This is a genomic window from Nocardia colli (assembly GCF_008704205.1).
Taxonomy (GTDB): domain Bacteria; phylum Actinomycetota; class Actinomycetes; order Mycobacteriales; family Mycobacteriaceae; genus Nocardia; species Nocardia colli.
Genome location: NZ_VXLC01000008.1, coordinates 362,761 through 378,940, shown reverse-complemented (window position 1 = coordinate 378,940; position 16,180 = coordinate 362,761). Strand labels below are relative to the sequence as shown.

Annotated in this window: 19 protein-coding genes; 14 read left to right on the top strand and 5 right to left on the bottom strand. The window is 67.0% G+C overall.

Annotated elements, in window-relative coordinates; translation table 11 throughout:
- Nucleotides 1–2: 2 nt before the first annotated feature.
- Nucleotides 3–692 (bottom strand): DUF3108 domain-containing protein, encoded by a 690-nt coding sequence (locus F3087_RS20770; protein WP_150403651.1) that lies wholly within the window; start codon nt 690–692, stop codon nt 3–5.
- Between the two features lie 138 nt (nt 693–830).
- On the opposite strand from F3087_RS20770, the gene F3087_RS20765 reads away from it, so the two are divergent.
- The 7 genes from F3087_RS20765 to F3087_RS20735 all read left to right on the top strand — a co-directional run bounded on the left by F3087_RS20765 (nt 831) and on the right by F3087_RS20735 (nt 6,861).
- The gene (locus F3087_RS20765; protein WP_150403650.1) at nt 831–2,192 is read left to right on the top strand and encodes an NCS2 family permease; all 1,362 of its coding nucleotides are present in this window, start codon (nt 831–833) and stop codon (nt 2,190–2,192) included.
- A gap of 149 nt (nt 2,193–2,341) precedes the next feature.
- The gene (locus tag F3087_RS20760; protein WP_150403649.1) at nt 2,342–2,881 is read left to right on the top strand and encodes a DoxX family protein; all 540 of its coding nucleotides are present in this window, start codon (nt 2,342–2,344) and stop codon (nt 2,879–2,881) included.
- 121 nt (nt 2,882–3,002) lie between these two features.
- Nucleotides 3,003–3,398: a RidA family protein gene (locus tag F3087_RS20755; protein WP_150403648.1), complete on the top strand. Its 396-nt coding sequence runs from the start codon at nt 3,003–3,005 to the stop codon at nt 3,396–3,398.
- A 279-nt stretch (nt 3,399–3,677) separates the two neighbouring features.
- A complete protein-coding gene (locus F3087_RS20750; protein WP_150403647.1) occupies nt 3,678–4,250 on the top strand; it encodes a DUF3558 domain-containing protein in 573 nt (190 codons plus the stop codon).
- Between the two features lie 78 nt (nt 4,251–4,328).
- Nucleotides 4,329–4,739, top strand: coding sequence for a hypothetical protein (locus F3087_RS20745; protein WP_150403646.1), 411 nt, complete (start codon nt 4,329–4,331; stop codon nt 4,737–4,739).
- Nucleotides 4,739–6,097 (top strand): hypothetical protein, encoded by a 1,359-nt coding sequence (locus tag F3087_RS20740; RefSeq protein ID WP_150403645.1) that lies wholly within the window; start codon nt 4,739–4,741, stop codon nt 6,095–6,097. The genes F3087_RS20745 and F3087_RS20740 overlap by 1 nt, the downstream gene beginning before the upstream one ends.
- On the top strand, nt 6,094–6,861 hold the full coding sequence (locus tag F3087_RS20735; RefSeq protein ID WP_191094074.1) for an ESX secretion-associated protein EspG: 768 nt from the start codon (nt 6,094–6,096) through the stop codon (nt 6,859–6,861). The genes F3087_RS20740 and F3087_RS20735 overlap by 4 nt, the downstream gene beginning before the upstream one ends.
- Here F3087_RS20735 and F3087_RS20730 read toward each other — a convergent pair whose 3' ends face one another.
- The 3 genes from F3087_RS20730 to F3087_RS20720 all read right to left on the bottom strand — a co-directional run bounded on the left by F3087_RS20730 (nt 6,862) and on the right by F3087_RS20720 (nt 10,388).
- On the bottom strand, nt 6,862–7,557 hold the full coding sequence (locus tag F3087_RS20730) for a class I SAM-dependent methyltransferase (protein WP_223885230.1): 696 nt from the start codon (nt 7,555–7,557) through the stop codon (nt 6,862–6,864). It lies immediately after the preceding gene.
- A 177-nt stretch (nt 7,558–7,734) separates the two neighbouring features.
- The gene (locus F3087_RS20725) at nt 7,735–9,777 is read right to left on the bottom strand and encodes an ATP-dependent DNA helicase (protein WP_150403644.1); all 2,043 of its coding nucleotides are present in this window, start codon (nt 9,775–9,777) and stop codon (nt 7,735–7,737) included.
- A gap of 44 nt (nt 9,778–9,821) precedes the next feature.
- A complete protein-coding gene (locus F3087_RS20720) occupies nt 9,822–10,388 on the bottom strand; it encodes an isochorismatase family protein (RefSeq protein ID WP_150403643.1) in 567 nt (188 codons plus the stop codon).
- 180 nt (nt 10,389–10,568) lie between these two features.
- Between F3087_RS20720 and F3087_RS20715 the strand changes: the two genes are divergently transcribed.
- Complete coding sequence (locus tag F3087_RS20715) at nt 10,569–10,754, top strand: hypothetical protein (RefSeq protein WP_150403642.1); 186 nt, start codon at nt 10,569–10,571, stop codon at nt 10,752–10,754.
- 4 nt (nt 10,755–10,758) lie between these two features.
- Here the strand turns inward: F3087_RS20715 and F3087_RS20710 are convergent, their stop codons facing one another.
- Nucleotides 10,759–12,072: a nicotinate phosphoribosyltransferase gene (locus F3087_RS20710; protein ID WP_150403641.1), complete on the bottom strand. Its 1,314-nt coding sequence runs from the start codon at nt 12,070–12,072 to the stop codon at nt 10,759–10,761.
- 162 nt (nt 12,073–12,234) lie between these two features.
- Here F3087_RS20710 and clpS point away from each other — a divergent pair, with 162 nt between their 5' ends.
- From clpS to F3087_RS20680, 6 genes are all read left to right on the top strand, one after another.
- Complete coding sequence (gene clpS, locus F3087_RS20705) at nt 12,235–12,585, top strand: ATP-dependent Clp protease adapter ClpS (RefSeq protein ID WP_150403640.1); 351 nt, start codon at nt 12,235–12,237, stop codon at nt 12,583–12,585.
- A gap of 22 nt (nt 12,586–12,607) precedes the next feature.
- A complete protein-coding gene (aosR, locus tag F3087_RS20700; protein ID WP_150403639.1) occupies nt 12,608–13,177 on the top strand; it encodes an oxidative stress transcriptional regulator AosR in 570 nt (189 codons plus the stop codon).
- Between the two features lie 76 nt (nt 13,178–13,253).
- Entirely contained in the window at nt 13,254–14,318 is a 1,065-nt protein-coding gene (locus F3087_RS20695) for a P1 family peptidase (RefSeq protein WP_150403638.1), read from the top strand.
- A gap of 100 nt (nt 14,319–14,418) precedes the next feature.
- Nucleotides 14,419–14,841, top strand: a complete 423-nt coding sequence (locus F3087_RS20690) for a Mov34/MPN/PAD-1 family protein (protein WP_150403637.1) — start codon at nt 14,419–14,421, stop codon at nt 14,839–14,841.
- 33 nt (nt 14,842–14,874) lie between these two features.
- Nucleotides 14,875–15,147, top strand: coding sequence for a MoaD/ThiS family protein (locus F3087_RS20685; RefSeq protein ID WP_150403636.1), 273 nt, complete (start codon nt 14,875–14,877; stop codon nt 15,145–15,147).
- A gap of 7 nt (nt 15,148–15,154) precedes the next feature.
- A complete protein-coding gene (locus F3087_RS20680; protein ID WP_150403635.1) occupies nt 15,155–16,117 on the top strand; it encodes a PLP-dependent cysteine synthase family protein in 963 nt (320 codons plus the stop codon).
- The last annotated feature ends 63 nt before the right edge of the window (nt 16,118–16,180 follow it).

Genomic DNA, 16,180 nt, shown 5'->3' with positions numbered 1-16,180 from the left:
CGCTACCGATCCGGGCTGAGCTGGACGAGCCCCTTCGGATCCCACGGCAGCGGTCCGGTCGGAAAACTGAACCGGATCAGCCGATGCGGCGCGGCCGCGTCGAAGTGCAGGGTGAACGCGGGCAGTATCCCGTGGATCACCTTGTCCAGCAGGCCGTTGATGTGCGCGAAACTCGGCTTCGCCTTCACCTGCCAGGCGTCGAAGCGCCCGGCAGGCACGTCGACGGTGGTGCGCTTCTCCACCTTGACCTCCACCGGCCAGTGGATCGAGTACGCCAGCCACAGGTTGATCGTCGCCTTCGCACCCTTGCTGAACTCCAGCCCGCGAAACGTCGTCGCGCCGCCGAGCAGTGAGGTCAGCGGGCTCGGGAACGGCTCCACTTTGCCGCCGAACTGGAGGTGCGCGGTGCCCGCGAAGTTGCCCTCCTCGCGACTGACCAGCGTGTCGCCGAGCTTGCTCTCCGCCACGTAGCTGAGCGTCGAGAGCGTGCCGCCGCTGCGATCGAAGACCTGCACGACCTCCATCTGGAAGTTGTCCGGCAGGCTGACCTTCAGGTTCGTCCGATAGCGGGTGTCGCCGTCGTGCTCGACCAGCGACGACGCGCGGTACTGCGCCGGGTCGCCGCCGACCGTCGCGACGTAGTGGGACAATTCGCCGTGTTCGATGCCCGGATCACGAAAGTTATTGCGCACCTTGAGTTCCCCTCTGTCGCAGACAGCGTAAGACAAACTGTCTGAGATGGCTACCGCTGAGTCGGGTTCCCCGATTCAGTGAATCGTCGGCTAACGTGCCTGGGCACGCCCGTACCACTCCCCGACTGGAGACCGCCCATGGCCACCGCCGTACCGACCGAGCCCCGAGGTCGCGTCGACGCGTTCTTCGGCATCAGCGCGACTGGTTCGACCATGAAACGCGAGCTGATGGCGGGCACGGTCACGTTCCTGGCCATGTCCTATGTGCTCGCCGTGAACCCGTCCGTGCTCGGCGACGAGGGCGCGCTCGGCGCCAAGGGCATTCCGATGCAGGCGGTGTTCACCGCGACCGCCGTGGCCGCGGTGTTCGGCACGCTGGTCATGGGGCTGTGGGCGAAGTATCCGATCGCGCTCGCGCCGGGCATGGGGCTCAACGCGTTCTTCGCCTACTCGGTGGTGCTCGGCATGGGCATTCCGTGGCAGGTCGCGCTGTCCGGGACATTGCTGTCCGGCATCATCTTCTTCCTGCTCGCCGTCACCAAGGTGCGCGAGCGGATTCTCAATGCGATTCCGATGCAGATGAAGCTGGCCGTGGGCGCGGGCATCGGGTTGTTCGTGGCGTTCCTCGGGTTGAAGAACGCGGGCATCGTGGTGAACAGTGAGGCCACGCTGGTCACGCTGGGTGACTTCACCAAGGGCACCACGCTGCTTGCGCTGTTCGGGCTGGTCGTGACCGTGGTCTTCCTGGTCATCGGGTGGCACGGCGCGGTGCTGTACGGGATCGTGCTCACCGCCGGGGTCGGCATCGTGAGCGGGCTCGTCGATCTGCCGAACGGGGTCGTCGCCGCGCCGAAGGGGCTCGAGCACACGTTCGGGCAGGCGGTCATTCACCTGCCGGACGCGTTCACCGGGCAGATGGCCGTGGTCATCCTGACTATGCTGTTCGTCGACTTCTTCGACGCCTCGGGCACGTTGATCGGCGTCGCCAACCAGGCCGGCTTGCTCGACAAGGACGGCAAGCTGCCGCGGGCCGCGAGCGCGCTGGCCGCCGATTCCGTCGGCACCATGGCGGGCGCGGTCATCGGCACCTCGACCACCACCGCCTACGTCGAATCCACCGCGGGCGTGTCCGCGGGCGGGCGCACCGGATTGACCGCCGTGACCACCGCCGGCTGGTTCCTGCTGGCCATGTTCTGTTACCCGATCTTCGCCGTGATCGCCGGTTCCGGGGAGGTGACCGCACCCGCGTTGATCGTGGTCGGCGTGTTGATGGCGCGGTCGCTCGGCGAGATCGACTGGAATCGGCTCGAATATTCGGTGCCCGCGTTCATCACCATCGTGATGATGCCGCTGACCTACTCGATCGCGAACGGCCTGGCCATGGGCATGCTGTTCTACCCGATCGTGATGGTCGCCAAGGGCCGGATCAAGGACGTGCACCCCGCGATGTGGGCCCTGCTGGTGATTTTCCTCGGATATTTCTTCTTCCTGGCCGAATGAACCCAGCGCCGCGGCGCAACGTAGATCAGAATAAAGACCGGCTCTTGGAAAGTTAGGCTGCCCTGTGCAAGAATCGGACCGCAGTCCGCTTCAACGCCGAGGCCATTGACCAGCTGTTCGGATTCTGACTTGCAGGGACGAGGACCAGCATGACCACAAAATCTGTTCTGGAACGAGCCACCGCCAACACCGAACTCGACGGCGTATCCGCCGACATCGGGCTTTTGATCATCCGCGTCGTCTTCGGCGCATTACTGGCCGCGCATGGGGCGCAGAAACTCTTCGGGTGGTTCTCGGGCTTCGGCTGGGACACGAATGCCGCCATGTTCGACGGCATGGGTTACAACCCGGGCAGATTCTTCGGCACCCTGGCCGGGTTGAGTGAAATCGCCGGCGGTGTGCTCCTGGCGATCGGCCTGCTCACGCCCCTCGCCGGCGCGATCGTTTTGGGCACCATGATCAACGCGATCAACGCCACGTGGGCGCCCGGGCTGTTCGGTCAGAACGGCTGGGAAACCCCGCTGCTGTTCGGTGTCGTCGGCGCGGGCTTCGCCTTCACCGGGGCCGGACGGTTCTCGCTCGACCACGGGCGGCCCTGGCAGCGACAGGGATTCGTGATCGGTGCGGCCGCCGTCGCGCTCGGCGTGGTCGCCGCGGTGATCACACTCATCTTCAAGTGGGTCCTCTGACCTACTGCTGCACCTCGGCGCGGTGACCCCCCCAGGTCACCGCGCCGAGTCATGTCACAGTCGGGGAAGCTGTGTCGTCGTCTCGTTGTTGGGCGGAAGAGTTGAGGACAGGGAGACGGTGATGGGGATCGAGATCAGTAATCCGGCGGAGTTGCACGATCCGACTGGGTTCGGGTACAGCCACGTGGCTCGGGTGAGTGGGGAGTTGGTGCTAATTGCGGGGCAGTACGACTCCGATGGGGAGGGGCATACGACTAGTAGCGATTTCGCGGTTCAGGTTGGTAATGCCTTTGCGAATCTCGGGATCGCTTTGCGCTCAGTGGGTTTGGACTATGCGGATGTCGCGCAATTGCGGACGTTCATTGTTGATCACGACCTCGACAAGCTGGCGGTGATCGGTAAGAAGATCGGGGAGATCTGGGGTGGGCGGCCGCCGGTGCAGACGTTGAATGGTGTTGCCGCGCTTGCGTTGCCGGGGATGTTGTTCGAGGTGGATGCGGTAGCTGTGCGCGGTTGATCCGGTCGGTCGCCGGGGTGCGGCGGCCGAACTGGAAGGGGGTCGGTGGACCTGATGCTTCGCTTTCTCGGGCTTCGCCGTGTGACCTCGGCTTCCGGCACGCCTCCCAGCTCGAGGGTTACCTGACGAAGTAGCTTGCTCTGGTGGGTGAGCGCGCACCCGATTCCGCCGCCGGACTGGAACGATCCAATTGGATTGCTCTAGTTTGGAGTGGAACCAGGGGGAGAGCTTGTGCGTCTTATCCTGTGTCGGGGTGTCTGGGCCGAAGTCAGGAGAGATATGCAAACCGCCGTTGTGTCGCCGAAGGTCGTTGTGCGGACGGTCCTGGCCGGGATGGCGGTGGTCGGGCTGGTCGCTGGGTGCTCGCCTACGAAGGACGGGAACCCGACGACGGCTGGGACACCGACCAACGACGGGAAGAATCTCTTCAATCCGTGCACTGACATGTCCGATGCGGCGCTACAGGCCACCAAGGTGGACCCGGCATCGAAATCGGTCGTCACCGATGCCCCGGCAGGTGGGGTGGTCGCCCGGATTTGCAAATGGACGTCAACCGAGGGCCCCTACTTCGTGACTGTCTCGTCGATGACATACACGCTGGACGATGTGCGGAAGAACCGCGAGGTCGTCGTTTTGGGCGATACACGAGTCGGCACACGATCTGGCCTGCTCTCCCGCACGAAGGACGACGAAGACAAGCTGGGGTGCTATGTCAGCCTTCCTGCGGCCCAGGGCTTGGTTGAAGTAAGTGTCGGTTGGCGCTACAGCGAACGTGCTTCGATGCCCGAGGCGCCCCCCTGCAAACTTGCAGTTCGGCACGCTACTGAGCTCGAGCCGTACCTGCCGAAGTAGATGTGATAGATGGCCGAAATTTGTTGGACCATCAACGGCCGTCAACGTTGGAGAACGTGTTTCTGGTGAGGAGGGACGATGTCGGAGTCTGAGCAGAGCGCAAGTGCCCAGATGGAAGCGGCGGTGGCCCGGTGGCAGGCATTGAAGAAGCAGGCCGAGGGAGGCGAGCTTCGTTTGGATACGCAAGTTGGGGCGGCTCTAGCTCAGCATGCCGAACAGATGCGGTCCAAGCTCGACGCGATGATCGTCAGTGCCGACAACCTCAAGCGACTGAACGGTTTTGGAACGTTGACGTCCGCCGAAGACTTGCGAGTCAAGTTCGCTAATAAGGCGAACAGCGGCGACGATTCTGCGGTCAAGCGACTCAAGCAGAGCGTCGAAGTCCTGACGTTGATGAGTGACACCTATAACCTCGCCATCGGCAAGCTCACCCAGTCCGACCAGGCCGCCGCCGACAAACTTGCTCAGCTGGACATGGGGGATTCGTGATGGGGTTGTCCGTGAACGACTGGCTGGCTGCGATCGGCAACACTGCCGTGGGGGCCGGCGCGGGAAGTGTGATCAGCTCGCGGAACGAGGCCGACAAGAACAAGCACGATGATCAGCAGCAGATCTCCGACCAAAAGACGAAGTGGGACGAGGACCGCGGGTACGTCAACAACGAATGGGCCGGTTTGCTGTCCGAGTATGGCAGTGCCGCGTTCGCAGGTAGGGCCATCACGGCGCAGGACCCCTTCGAAACCATGTCTCACCAGGCAATCTACGACGCGCTTCAAGGCGTGGATTCGAACGCGATCAACACCGTAGCCGATGGTTGGCGCAATCTGGCCAAGGACGGCCGAACCGCGGTCGATGAGTACTCCAAGGGTGTCGAGAGGTCCATAACCGAGCATTGGACCGGTAAGTCCGGTAGCGGTGCGATCGACGCCACACGTGAGTTCGCCCAGACCTTTACGAAGCTCGCGGCCTCGTTCCAAATGGTCGGGCACGGTTTGGATCTGACGCAAGGCCACCTGGCTCAAGCCAAAGGCTCTGTGCCCAAGCCGGATAGCTACACCACCGGCGACAAGCTCATCGACATGCTGCCTGGTCAGAACGTCATCAAAGGGCCGACCTATCGTGCCCAAGAAGCGGAGAGCAACGCGCGCTTCGCGATGACCGAGTACTACCGTCCCGGCGTAAACGAGGTCGACGGCATCACTCCGATCCTCCCCGAGCCGACCAGCACCGTGGACAAGAACAACCCGGATGGTCCGAACAACAATCCGAATTCGAATCAGCCGGGTAGTCCGAACAGCAACAACCCGAGCGGGTCGCCGGACACGACGGACAAGAAGACGACGGACGATTCGAAGAAGCAGGACAGCACCGTCGATCCGTCGACGCAGCCGGCCAGCACGGATCCGAGCGACACCACGGACAAGAAGACGACGAACACGACGCCGGCCTCGACTACGCCGGCGAACACGCCGACCGACGATCCGAGTAAAACGAAGACGCCGTCGACCCCGTCGACTCCCTCGAACAACCACCCCACCACGACGTTCCCCGGCTCGCCGTCGCGCACCCCGGGTACTCCGAGCTCGACGACCCCCGCTCCGGGCAAGAGCATTCCCGGCAAGGCGGGCACCCCTTCGACAACCGCGGCCACCACCGCCGCCCGTTCCGCGTCGTCCGGCAAACCGGGCACCGCCGGCGCTCCAGGCATGGGTGCGGGCGCAGGCCGCGGCAAGGGGGACGAGGACGGGGAGCACAAGACCCCGGACTACCTGATCTACGACCGTGGTTCGGAACTGCTGGGCACGCAGCCGCCCGCGCTTCCACCGGGCGGGGTCATCGGCGGATGAACGAATCCCGCTGGCGCCTGGACGGTTTGATGTTCGAGCTGGCGCTGGAGGCGCTCGGCCGCGACCGTCTGCCTTATCCGCTGCGCTACACGATCGAAGGTGTCGAGGCCTACGAGGACTATCAGCGGCTGCGCGCGAATGCGCAGCGACAGCTGTCGGGTTTCGCGAGCCCGGATTTGTTCAACGCGCTGAATGTGTTGCTGGAACCGCAGGTTCGGATCGAGGTGCACGGCTTCTTCGGCCGCGATTTCAATCAGGTGGTGCGCGTGCACGCGGGCATGACCGGACGTGCCGCCACGGTCGCCGTCCAATTGCCCGGCCCGACACAGGAATACGGCCGCGATATCCTGCTCACCCGCTGCCCGCCGCAAGCTTTACCCGCGCAGATCGCCGCGCAGCTGCCGAATTGCGCGCCGGGCAAATACCCGACGATCAGCGGCCGCCGCTCGGATTTGACCAGGGTCGAATACGCCAAGCACCCGACCCGCCTGTCGCACACCGAGCAACTCAACCGCATCGTCCGCCGCCCCCGCTCCGGGCTGGGCGAGGTCGGCGTGTTCGCGGGCGGCGCGATCGACAGCAGGCCGACCACCGACGGCCGCGGCTTCCACTGGATGGACTACCTGCCCGCCGACGGCCGCTACCTGCTGCACAACCACGGTGACGACGAGTTCACCCTGGTCCCGGGCTCGGCCGAGGAGATCCAGCGGCAACTGCACTCGCTCATCGACACCACCTATCGCGCGGCGGCGCACAGCTGGTGATCAGGGTCGCAACACCAGCACGGTATTCGCCCCGTGATGGAATTCGTAACTGATCTCGCGGAGACCGGTACGAATACCTTTGTCTTCCAATTCCTTTCGGAGATAAGCGACCAGGTCGTCCTGCGCATTACCGAGGTGGTCGACCAGTGGATAGGCGCGGATCTCGCCCGCGCAGACGCGAGCCAGCTCCACCAGCGCGGCGAGGTGGAAATCGGCGTCGAGCCGGTCGGCGTAGGTGAACAGCAGGTGGGAGCTGAGCGCCAGGTCGAAGCTGTCGTCCGGAAAGGGGAGCGACGGCAGTTCGGCGGCGACATACCGTCCAGGATTGGCGAGCAAATCGGCGCCGAAACGACGAGCCGCCGCGTGCCGCATCTCGCGGTGCTGGCGCGGCCCGCCGTACCAATCCCACCGGTATCTTTCCGAATGCGCGGTGGCCCAGTCGCTTCCGCGATCGGTCTCGGAAATCGCGAGTCTGCGCAGGTCATCGAGTGGATGGCGGTAGACCGGATCGGTGGCGGTGACCTGGGCGCCGAGTGCACTCGCCTCGGCCGTGAAACTCGCTGCGCCGCCGGGGCAGTCGAGAATTCGGCCGTGCAGATCGGCGTCGGAGAGGGAGAATATCGCGCGATACTCGGCCAATGATCTTGAGCTGACCAGGAATTCGCCTAGGACATCACTGTCGGAAGGGTGCTTCATCTGGAAACGGTCTCATGCGCGGACCGGGCGCGCGGAGGAATTTGTGGTGTCCCCGCGCCGCGTGCAGGGCTTGGCGCGGGGACCGCCGATACATTCGGTGTGGGAATTGGGGTTCACCGAAGTACCACCCTTAATTTACTTCTGTCCGGAAGCATATGCGCGCCAATGTGCGCTGTTTCACACCGCGTTTTCGGTGAGTCGTTTCAGTGCTTTCACGACGACCTCGGGGTTGGAGGTCTCCCAGTACGGCGGCAGCGAGGCGCGCAGGTATCCGCCGTAGCGGGCGGTGGCCAGCCGGGAGTCGAGGATGGCGACCACGCCGCGGTCGTCGACGCTGCGCAGCAACCGGCCGGTGCCCTGGGCGAGCAGCAACGCCGCGTGATTGGCCGCGATCGCCATGAACCCGTTGCCGCCGCGCGACTCCACCGCGCGCTGGCGCGCGGTGAGCAGCGGATCGTCGGGGCGGGGGAACGGAATCCGGTCCAGGATCACCAGGCTCAGCGACGGGCCGGGCACGTCCACGCCCTGCCACAGCGACAGCGTGCCGAACAGCGAGGTCTCCGGATCGTCGGCGAACTTGCGGACCAGCGCGCCGGTCGAATCGTCGCCCTGGCACAGCACGGGCGTGTCCAGCCGTTCGCGCAACGCCTCGGTGGCCGCCTTGGCCGCGCGCATCGAGGAGAACAGCCCGAGCGTGCGCCCGCCGGCGGCCTTGATGAGCCGCTCGATCTCGTCCAGATAGGCGGGCGCGAGGCCGTCGCGGCCCGGCGGGGGCAGGTGCTTGGCGACATAGAGGATGCCGGATTTGGCGTGGTCGAACGGCGACCCGACATCGAGCGAACTCCACCGCACCTTGTCGGCGTCGGCGGGCGCCTCGGCGCCGTTGGCCAGGCCGGGATCGGACTGGTTCGACGACTGCGCGGGCAGGCCCCAGGTGACCGCGAGCCCGTCGAACGTGCCGCCGATTTGCAGCGTCGCCGAGGTGAGCACCACGGTCGCGGTGCCGAACAGCCTGCTGCGCAACAACCCGCCCACCGACAGCGGCGCCATTCGCAGCGAGCGCCGGGCCACGCCGCGCATCTCCTCGGCGGACAACCAGATGACGTCGTGCCGTTTGGCCGGGTCCGGTTCGTCGAACGCGGTGAGCGCGCGCACCGCGCTGTCGTGGATCTCGTCGATCGCGGCCAGCGCCTGGGTGCGCGCGGCGGCGGTCTCGACATCACCCTGCTGGGTGGTGCCGCCCTGCGGCGCGAGCGCGGTGCGGGCGTTCCACGCGGCGTCGCGGACCAGGGCCAGGACCGGGGCGACTCCGTCGGGCAGGCGTTCCCAGCGGGCGGCGGGCAGCTCGTCCAGAACGTCGTGCCACGCCTCGGCCGCGCCCTCGAGCCGGTCCACCTCTTTTTCGTCGATGAGCTTGGTGCAGCGGCGCGCGGCCGCGCTGATCGCGGACGAGGCCAGGTCGGCGGTGGCCACGCCGGTGACCCGGTCGACCAGTTCGTGCGCCTCGTCGATGACCACCACGTCGTGTTCGGGCAGCACCTGGATGCCGCTGATCGCGTCGATGGCCAGCAGCGCGTGGTTGGTCACCACCACGTCGGCCTGCGCGGATTCGGCGCGCGCCTTCTCCGCGAAGCAGTCCTGACCGAACGGACAGCGCGATTTGCCGAGGCACTCGCGCGAGGACACGCTGACCTGCTTCCAGGCGCGGTCGGTGACGCCGGGCACGAGCTCGTCCCGGTCGCCGGTCTCGGTGTCGGAGACCCACTCGTTGAGCCGCTGCACCTCGCGGCCGAGCCGGGAGATGGCGAACGCGTCGAACAGCTCAGCCTCCGGCTCCTCCGGAATCACGCTGTTGATCTTGTTCAGGCACAGATAGTTGTTGCGCCCCTTGAGGATCGCGAACTTCGCCGTGCGACCGAGCGGCTTGCTCAATGCCTCGGACAGACGCGGCAGATCCCGGTCGACGAGCTGACGTTGCAGTGCGATCGTCGCGGTCGACACCACCACCGTGCGCCCGGTGCGCACCGCGTGCCGCAGGCTCGGCACCAGGTAGGCCAGCGACTTGCCGGTGCCGGTGCCGGCCTGCACGGCTAGGTGCTCCTTGGTGTCGATCGCGTGGTCCACCGCGGTCGCCATCGTCACCTGCCCGACGCGCTCTTTCCCGCCGAGCGCCTGCACGGCAGTGGCCAAAAGTTCGGGGACGGCGGGGAGTTCGGGCACCCGAGCAGCCTACTGCCCGGCACCGACACCGATGCCGGGCGTGGTTACCCGGAAACGCTTCCTTCGAGGTCGACGCCCGCGGCGCGCATACGAGCCAGCGCGGCCTCGGTGGTGTCGCCGCCGACCCCGGCGGTCAGGTCGAGCAGGACGCGAGTGTCGAAGCCCTCGATCCGGGCGTCCAGCGCGGTCGCGCGGACACAGTGGTCGGTGGCGATGCCGACGACATCGACCGCGTCGATGCCGTGCTCGCGCAGCCAGTCGGCCAGCGTGGCGCCGTCCTCGGCCGCGCCCTCGAAACCGGAGTAGGCGGCGGAATACGCGCCCTTGGAGAAGATTTCCTGCACGGGCGCGGTGTCCAGGTTCGGATGGAATTCCGCGCCCGGCGTCCCGACGTGGCAGTGCGGCGGCCACGAGTCGACGTAATCGGGATGCGTGGAGAAGTGCTCACCGGGATCGATGTGATAGTCACGCGTCGCGACGATCGCGGCGTAGTCCGACGCCGCGATGTGCTCGCTGATCCGGGACGCGACCGCGGCGCCGCCCGCGACGGCGAGCGACCCGCCCTCGCAGAAATCGTTCTGCACGTCGACGACGATCAGGGCTCGGGTCATCATGACCTCCCGCGGTGTGAACTGAATACCTGTGGTGCATTGTGCCGTTCGCCGCGGGTCACGAAACAGGGGGCTTGCCGTAAACCCCGGCCCGCCCTGTAAACATCGCGAACCCGTCCGCTGATTACTTGGTGCCCCTGTTTTCCCGGGCATCCCCTCGACTCACCGCACGGAGCATCCATGACCCGCACCAGACTCGCGACCAGCGTCCTCATCTGCACCATCGCCTACCTCGCGACCACGGTCCTGCTCGGCAACCGACCGGAAAGCGAGGCCGACTGGGTCCGCTTCGCCGCCAGCGGCGTCTTGTTCGCGATGCTGTTCGCGGCCGGCCTGCTGTTGCTGCTCCGGCTGGCCCGGCGCTGAGCGGTCAGCTCACGAAGGTGGTGGGCACGGCCGGTTCGCCGGCCGACAGCTTCAGTCCCTCCCACGGCAGGCTGATCAGCCCGCTCGCCACATGGTCGCGGCTGTCCGACAGCGTCGGCAGATCGTCGACGAGTTTGCCGCCGCGCACCAGCGGAACCAGCAGTTCCCGCGCCTCGAACCCGTTCACCGCGGGCGCCGGCCCGGCCGCCTGGTAGACGATCTCCTCGACGATCGTGCCGGTCTGCCGGGACAACCGGATCGCCTTCTTCGTCCCGCCGCGCGACTCCTTGTGACTGCTGCGCTTGGCCACCGGCACGCCCTCGACCTCGACCAGCTTGTAGACCATGCCCGCGGTCGGCGCGCCCGACCCGGTCACCAGCGAGGTGCCGACGCCGTATACATCGACCGGTTCGGCCCGCAGCGCGGCGATGGCGTATTCGTCGAGATCACCGGACACCACGATGCGCGTCTTGGTCGCGCCGAGCCCGTCCAGCTGATCGCGCACCTGCCTGGCCAGCACGCCGAGATCACCGGAATCGATGCGCACCCCACCGAGTTCCGGCCCGGCCACCTCGATCGCCGTGGCCACGCCGCGGGTGATGTCGTAGGTGTCCACCAGCAATGTGGTGCCGATGCCGAGCGCCGCGACCTGACTGCGGAACGCCGCCGCCTCGTGCTCCCCGTCGGAACCGCTGTGCAGCAGCGTGAACGCGTGCGCACTGGTACCCGCGCCGGGCACGCCGTAGCGACGCACCGCCTCCAGATTCGAGGTCGCGTCGAAGCCCGCCAGATAAGCGGCCCGCGAACTGTCCGGCGCGGCCAGTTCATGCGTGCGCCGCGACCCCATCTCGATCATCCGCCGCCCGCCCGACGCGCTGACCATCCGCGCGGCGGCCGAGGCGATCGCACTGTCGTGATTGAGGATCGACAGCGCCAGCGTCTCCAGCACGACGCACTCGGCGAAGCTGCCGCGCACCGAAAGAATGGGGGAGCCGGGGAAGTACAACTCGCCCTCGGCATAGCCGTCGATGTCACCGGTGAACCGGTACGCGCGCAGCCAATCCACCGTCTGCGCGGGCAGGAAGTGGGCGATTACTTCCAGTTCCGCCTCGCCGAACTGGAATCGCTCCAGTGCGTCCAGCAGCCGCCCGGTGCCCGCGACCACGCCGTAGCGGCGGCCGTGCGGCAGGCGGCGGGCGAACACCTCGAAGGTGCATCGGCGATGCGCGGATTCGTCGGCCAGCGCGGCGGCCAGCATGGTCAGTTCGTACTGGTCCGTCAGCAGTGCGGTGCTGGTGACGCCGTCGCGGATGTCCACGCTGCCAACTGTAGACAGGGCGGTCGGCTTTCAGCTCGCTCGAGCCGGTGAATATGCGAGGCGCGCATGATAGGCGGGTGCCCGGCCAGCGAGTCGGGAAATGCTCGAAACAGCGCTCAGTGGGGTGTTGCTCAATCGGAGTCGAGTCGTACCCTTGACGTCATGGCCTTGTGCAACACAGTCCGAGGTGGCGTCGTGGTGGACGCCGTGGACGCGACACTGTCAGCGGCACAGGCGACCCCCGAGGCGGTCGAATACACCGAGATCTTGGAGGCGGAAGACCGCCCGTGGGTCACTGTGGTCTGGGACGACCCGGTCAATCTCATGCACTACGTCGCATACATCTTCCAGAAGCTGTTCGGCTACAGCAAAGCGAAGGCGAACGAGCTGATGCTCTGCGTGCACAACGAGGGCAAGGCGGTGGTCTCGTCCGGCTCGCGGGACAAGATGGAACATGACGTCCAGCGGCTGCACGCGGCGGGACTCTGGGCGACCATGCAGCGGGACGACTGACCAGGACGACTACCCTGACGCCGTGCGGAAGTGGAGCAGGAAGAACTCGCTGAGCGGTCTCAAACTGCGATCCGAGATGGACGCACGTGAGGCCAACGTGCTGCGCTCGCTGGTCGGTGCCGTCTCCGGATTGCTCACCGAACGCGCCGAGGCGGCGCCCGAAGACGACCTGGCCGCGCTGACCGGATTACGCACCGGAAACAGCGTCGCGCCCGAGGATCCGCGGCTGCGCCGGCTGCTGCCGGACTTCCATCGCAGCGAACCCGGTTCCCCCGACGCCGACCGCGCCGACCTGAACAGCGCGCTGCGCGGGCTGCACGAGCCGGAGATCATCGACGTGAAGCTGGCCGCGGGCAGCGTCATCCTGGACACCGTGCCGACCTCCGGCGGCAAGATCGTGCTCACCCCCGAGCAGGCCGACGCCTGGTTGACCGCGCTCACCGACGTGCGGCTGGCCCTGGGCACGGTGCTCGGCATCGACGCCGACACTCCCGATCATCTCGGCCCGGACGACCCGCGGGCGCCGCACCTGGACGTTTATCACTGGCTCACCTGGATGCAGGACTCGTTGCTGCAAGCTCTGGCCCCCTGACCCCGCGAACCGGGGTAGAACAGAACCTGAATGCGCGTAGATCGACTATTGTCGCGACCGACCGTCAGGAGCAAGTGTGAAGGTGCAAGCCGGGCAACGTAATTCGCTCACCGATGTATCCGGTCTGTTGGTCGGTCATCACACCGCGCTGGACCCGGACGCGACGCTCGGCTCCGGCGCGGCGACCGGGACCACCGTGGTCTACGCCCCGGGCGGCGCGACCGCCGCGGTCGACGTGCGCGGCGGCGGGCCGGGTACCAGGGAAACCGACGTGCTGGATCTGGCCCGCACCATGCGCCGGGCCAACGCGATCGTGCTCACCGGCGGCAGCGCCTACGGCCTTGCGGCGGCCGACGGGGTGATGCGCTGGCTCGAGGAACACCACGAGGGCATCCCGATGGACCCGACCGACCCGAGCCGGGTGGTGCCGATCGTGCCGGGCGCGGTGGTCTACGACCTTCCGTTGGGCGCGTGGGACATTCGGCCCACCGCCGAGTTCGGTTACCAGGCCGCGGCCGCCGCGTCGCTCGACTTCGAGCGCGGGGTGGTCGGCGGCGGCGTGGGTGCGCGCGCCGGTTCGATCAAGGGCGGCGTCGGCACCGCGAGCGTGGTGCTCGGCGACGGGCTCGCGGCCGGTGCCACGGTGTCCGCATTGGTCGTGGCGAACGCGGCGGGCTCGGTCTTCGACCCGCGCACCGGGCTGCCGTGGGGCGTCGGCACCGACGGCCCGGAGCACTTCGGCCTGCGGCCGCCGACCGCCGAACAACTCGCGCAGGCGAACGCGTTGCCCGCGAAAAGCATGCGGCTCAACACGACCATCGGCGTGGTGGCCACGGACGCGCCGCTGGACCCGATCGGCTGTCAGCGGCTGGCCATGACCGCCCACGACGGACTCGCCCGCGCGATCCGCCCGGCGCACGGACCGTTCGACGGTGACGCGTTCTTCGCCCTGTCGACCGGCACCTGGCAGCCGCCGGCCGCGACCTTCGAGCTGCCGCCCGCGCTCCCGCCGGACATCCTGATGGTCGATCTGCTCGGCACCGCCGCCGCGCTCTGCGTGGAACGCGCGATCGTGGACGCGATCCTGTCCGCCGTGTCGGTCGGGGAAGTCCCTGCGTACAGCGCGCTATTTCCCCGCTAGCCGCGGAGAATCCGGGACCAGCCGAAGCACTCGGGGAATAGCCGAATATTCTGGCTCGTTGTCGACAGCGACAGGTCGGCACTGCGGAAAGGTTTGACTCGTGCTGGTGATCAGGGCCGACCTCGTGGAGGCAATGGTGGCGCACGCGCGCGCCGATCACCCCGACGAGGCGTGCGGCGTCATCGCCGGACCGGAGGATTCGGATCGGCCGGAGCGCTTCATCGCCATGGTCAACGCCGAGCGCTCGCCCACCTTTTACCGCTTCGATTCCGGGGAACAGCTCAAAGTCTGGCGCGCGATGGACGACGCGGACGAGACCCCGGTGGTGATCTACCACTCGCACACCGCCACCGAGGCGTACCCGAGCCGCACCGACGTGTCCTACGCGTCCGAGCCGTTCGCGCATTATGTGCTGATCTCCACCCGCGACCCCGAGCAGCACGAGCTGCGCAGCTACCGGATCGTCGACGGCGAGGTCACCGAGGAACCGGTGCAGATCGTCGACGCGTACGAAACCGCCTGAACCGATGCTTGTTCGTGAAACCGAGGAGTTCTCATGCCGGTAACCGTGTCCATCCCGACCATCATGCGTGGCCTCACCGGAGGGGAGAAGCGCGTGCAGGCGCAGGGCGCCACGCTCAGCGCGCTGATCACCGACCTCGACGCGAACCACCCCGGCCTGGCCGAGCGGCTGCTCAAGGACGGCAAGCTGAACCGCTACGTCAACATCTACGTCGACGATGAGGACGTGCGTTTCTCCGGCGGCCTCGAGGCCGAGGTCCCCGCCGACGCGAGCGTCACCATCCTGCCCGCCGTCGCCGGCGGCTGAGCGACCGGTGGCGCGTTACGAATCGCTGATCGCGACCCTCGGCGACACCCCGCTGGTCGGCCTGCGCACGCTGTCCCCGCAGTGGGACGGCGAGAACCACGTGCGGCTGTGGGCCAAGCTGGAGGACCGCAACCCGACCGGTTCGATCAAGGACCGCCCGGCGCTGCGCATGATCGAACAGGCCGAGGCCGACGGACTGCTGACGCCCGGCTGCACGATCCTGGAACCGACCAGCGGCAACACCGGCATCTCACTCGCCATGGCCGCCAAGCTCAAGGGCTACCGGCTGGTCTGCGTGATGCCGGAGAACACCTCGGTGGAGCGGCGGCAGCTGCTCACCATGTTCGGCGCGCAGATCATCGATTCGCCGGCCGCCGGCGGGTCCAATCAGGCGGTGGCGCTGGCGAAGCAGATCGCCGCGGAGAACCCGGACTGGGTGATGCTGTACCAGTACGGCAATCCCGCGAACGCGCTGGCGCATTACGAGACCACCGGCCCGGAGATCCTGGCCGATCTGCCGGAGATCACCCATTTCGTCGCGGGTCTCGGCACCACCGGCACGCTCATGGGCACCGGGCGTTTCCTGCGTGAGAAGGTGCCGAGCATCGAGATCGTGGCGGCCGAGCCGCGCTACGGCGAGCTGGTCTACGGGCTGCGCAACATCGATGAGGGCTTCATCCCCGAGTTGTACGACGAGTCGGTGCTGACCACCCGCTTCTCCGTCGGCCCGTTCGACGCGGTCAAGCGCACCCGCGAGCTGGTGTCCGAGGAGGGCATCTTCGCGGGCATCTCGACCGGCGCGATCCTGCACGCGGCGCTCGGCGTCGCGCGCAAGGTGGCGAAGGCGGGCAAGCGCGCCGACATCGCGTTCGTGGTCGCCGACGGCGGCTGGAAGTACCTGTCGACCGGCGCGTACGACGGCACGCTGGAAGAGGCCGAGGAACGGCTCGACGGCCAGCTCTGGGCATAGCGCTCGACGGCGGTCACGCCGGTACCCTCGAAAATAGCGGGATGACGGCTCGCACCTGAGTCG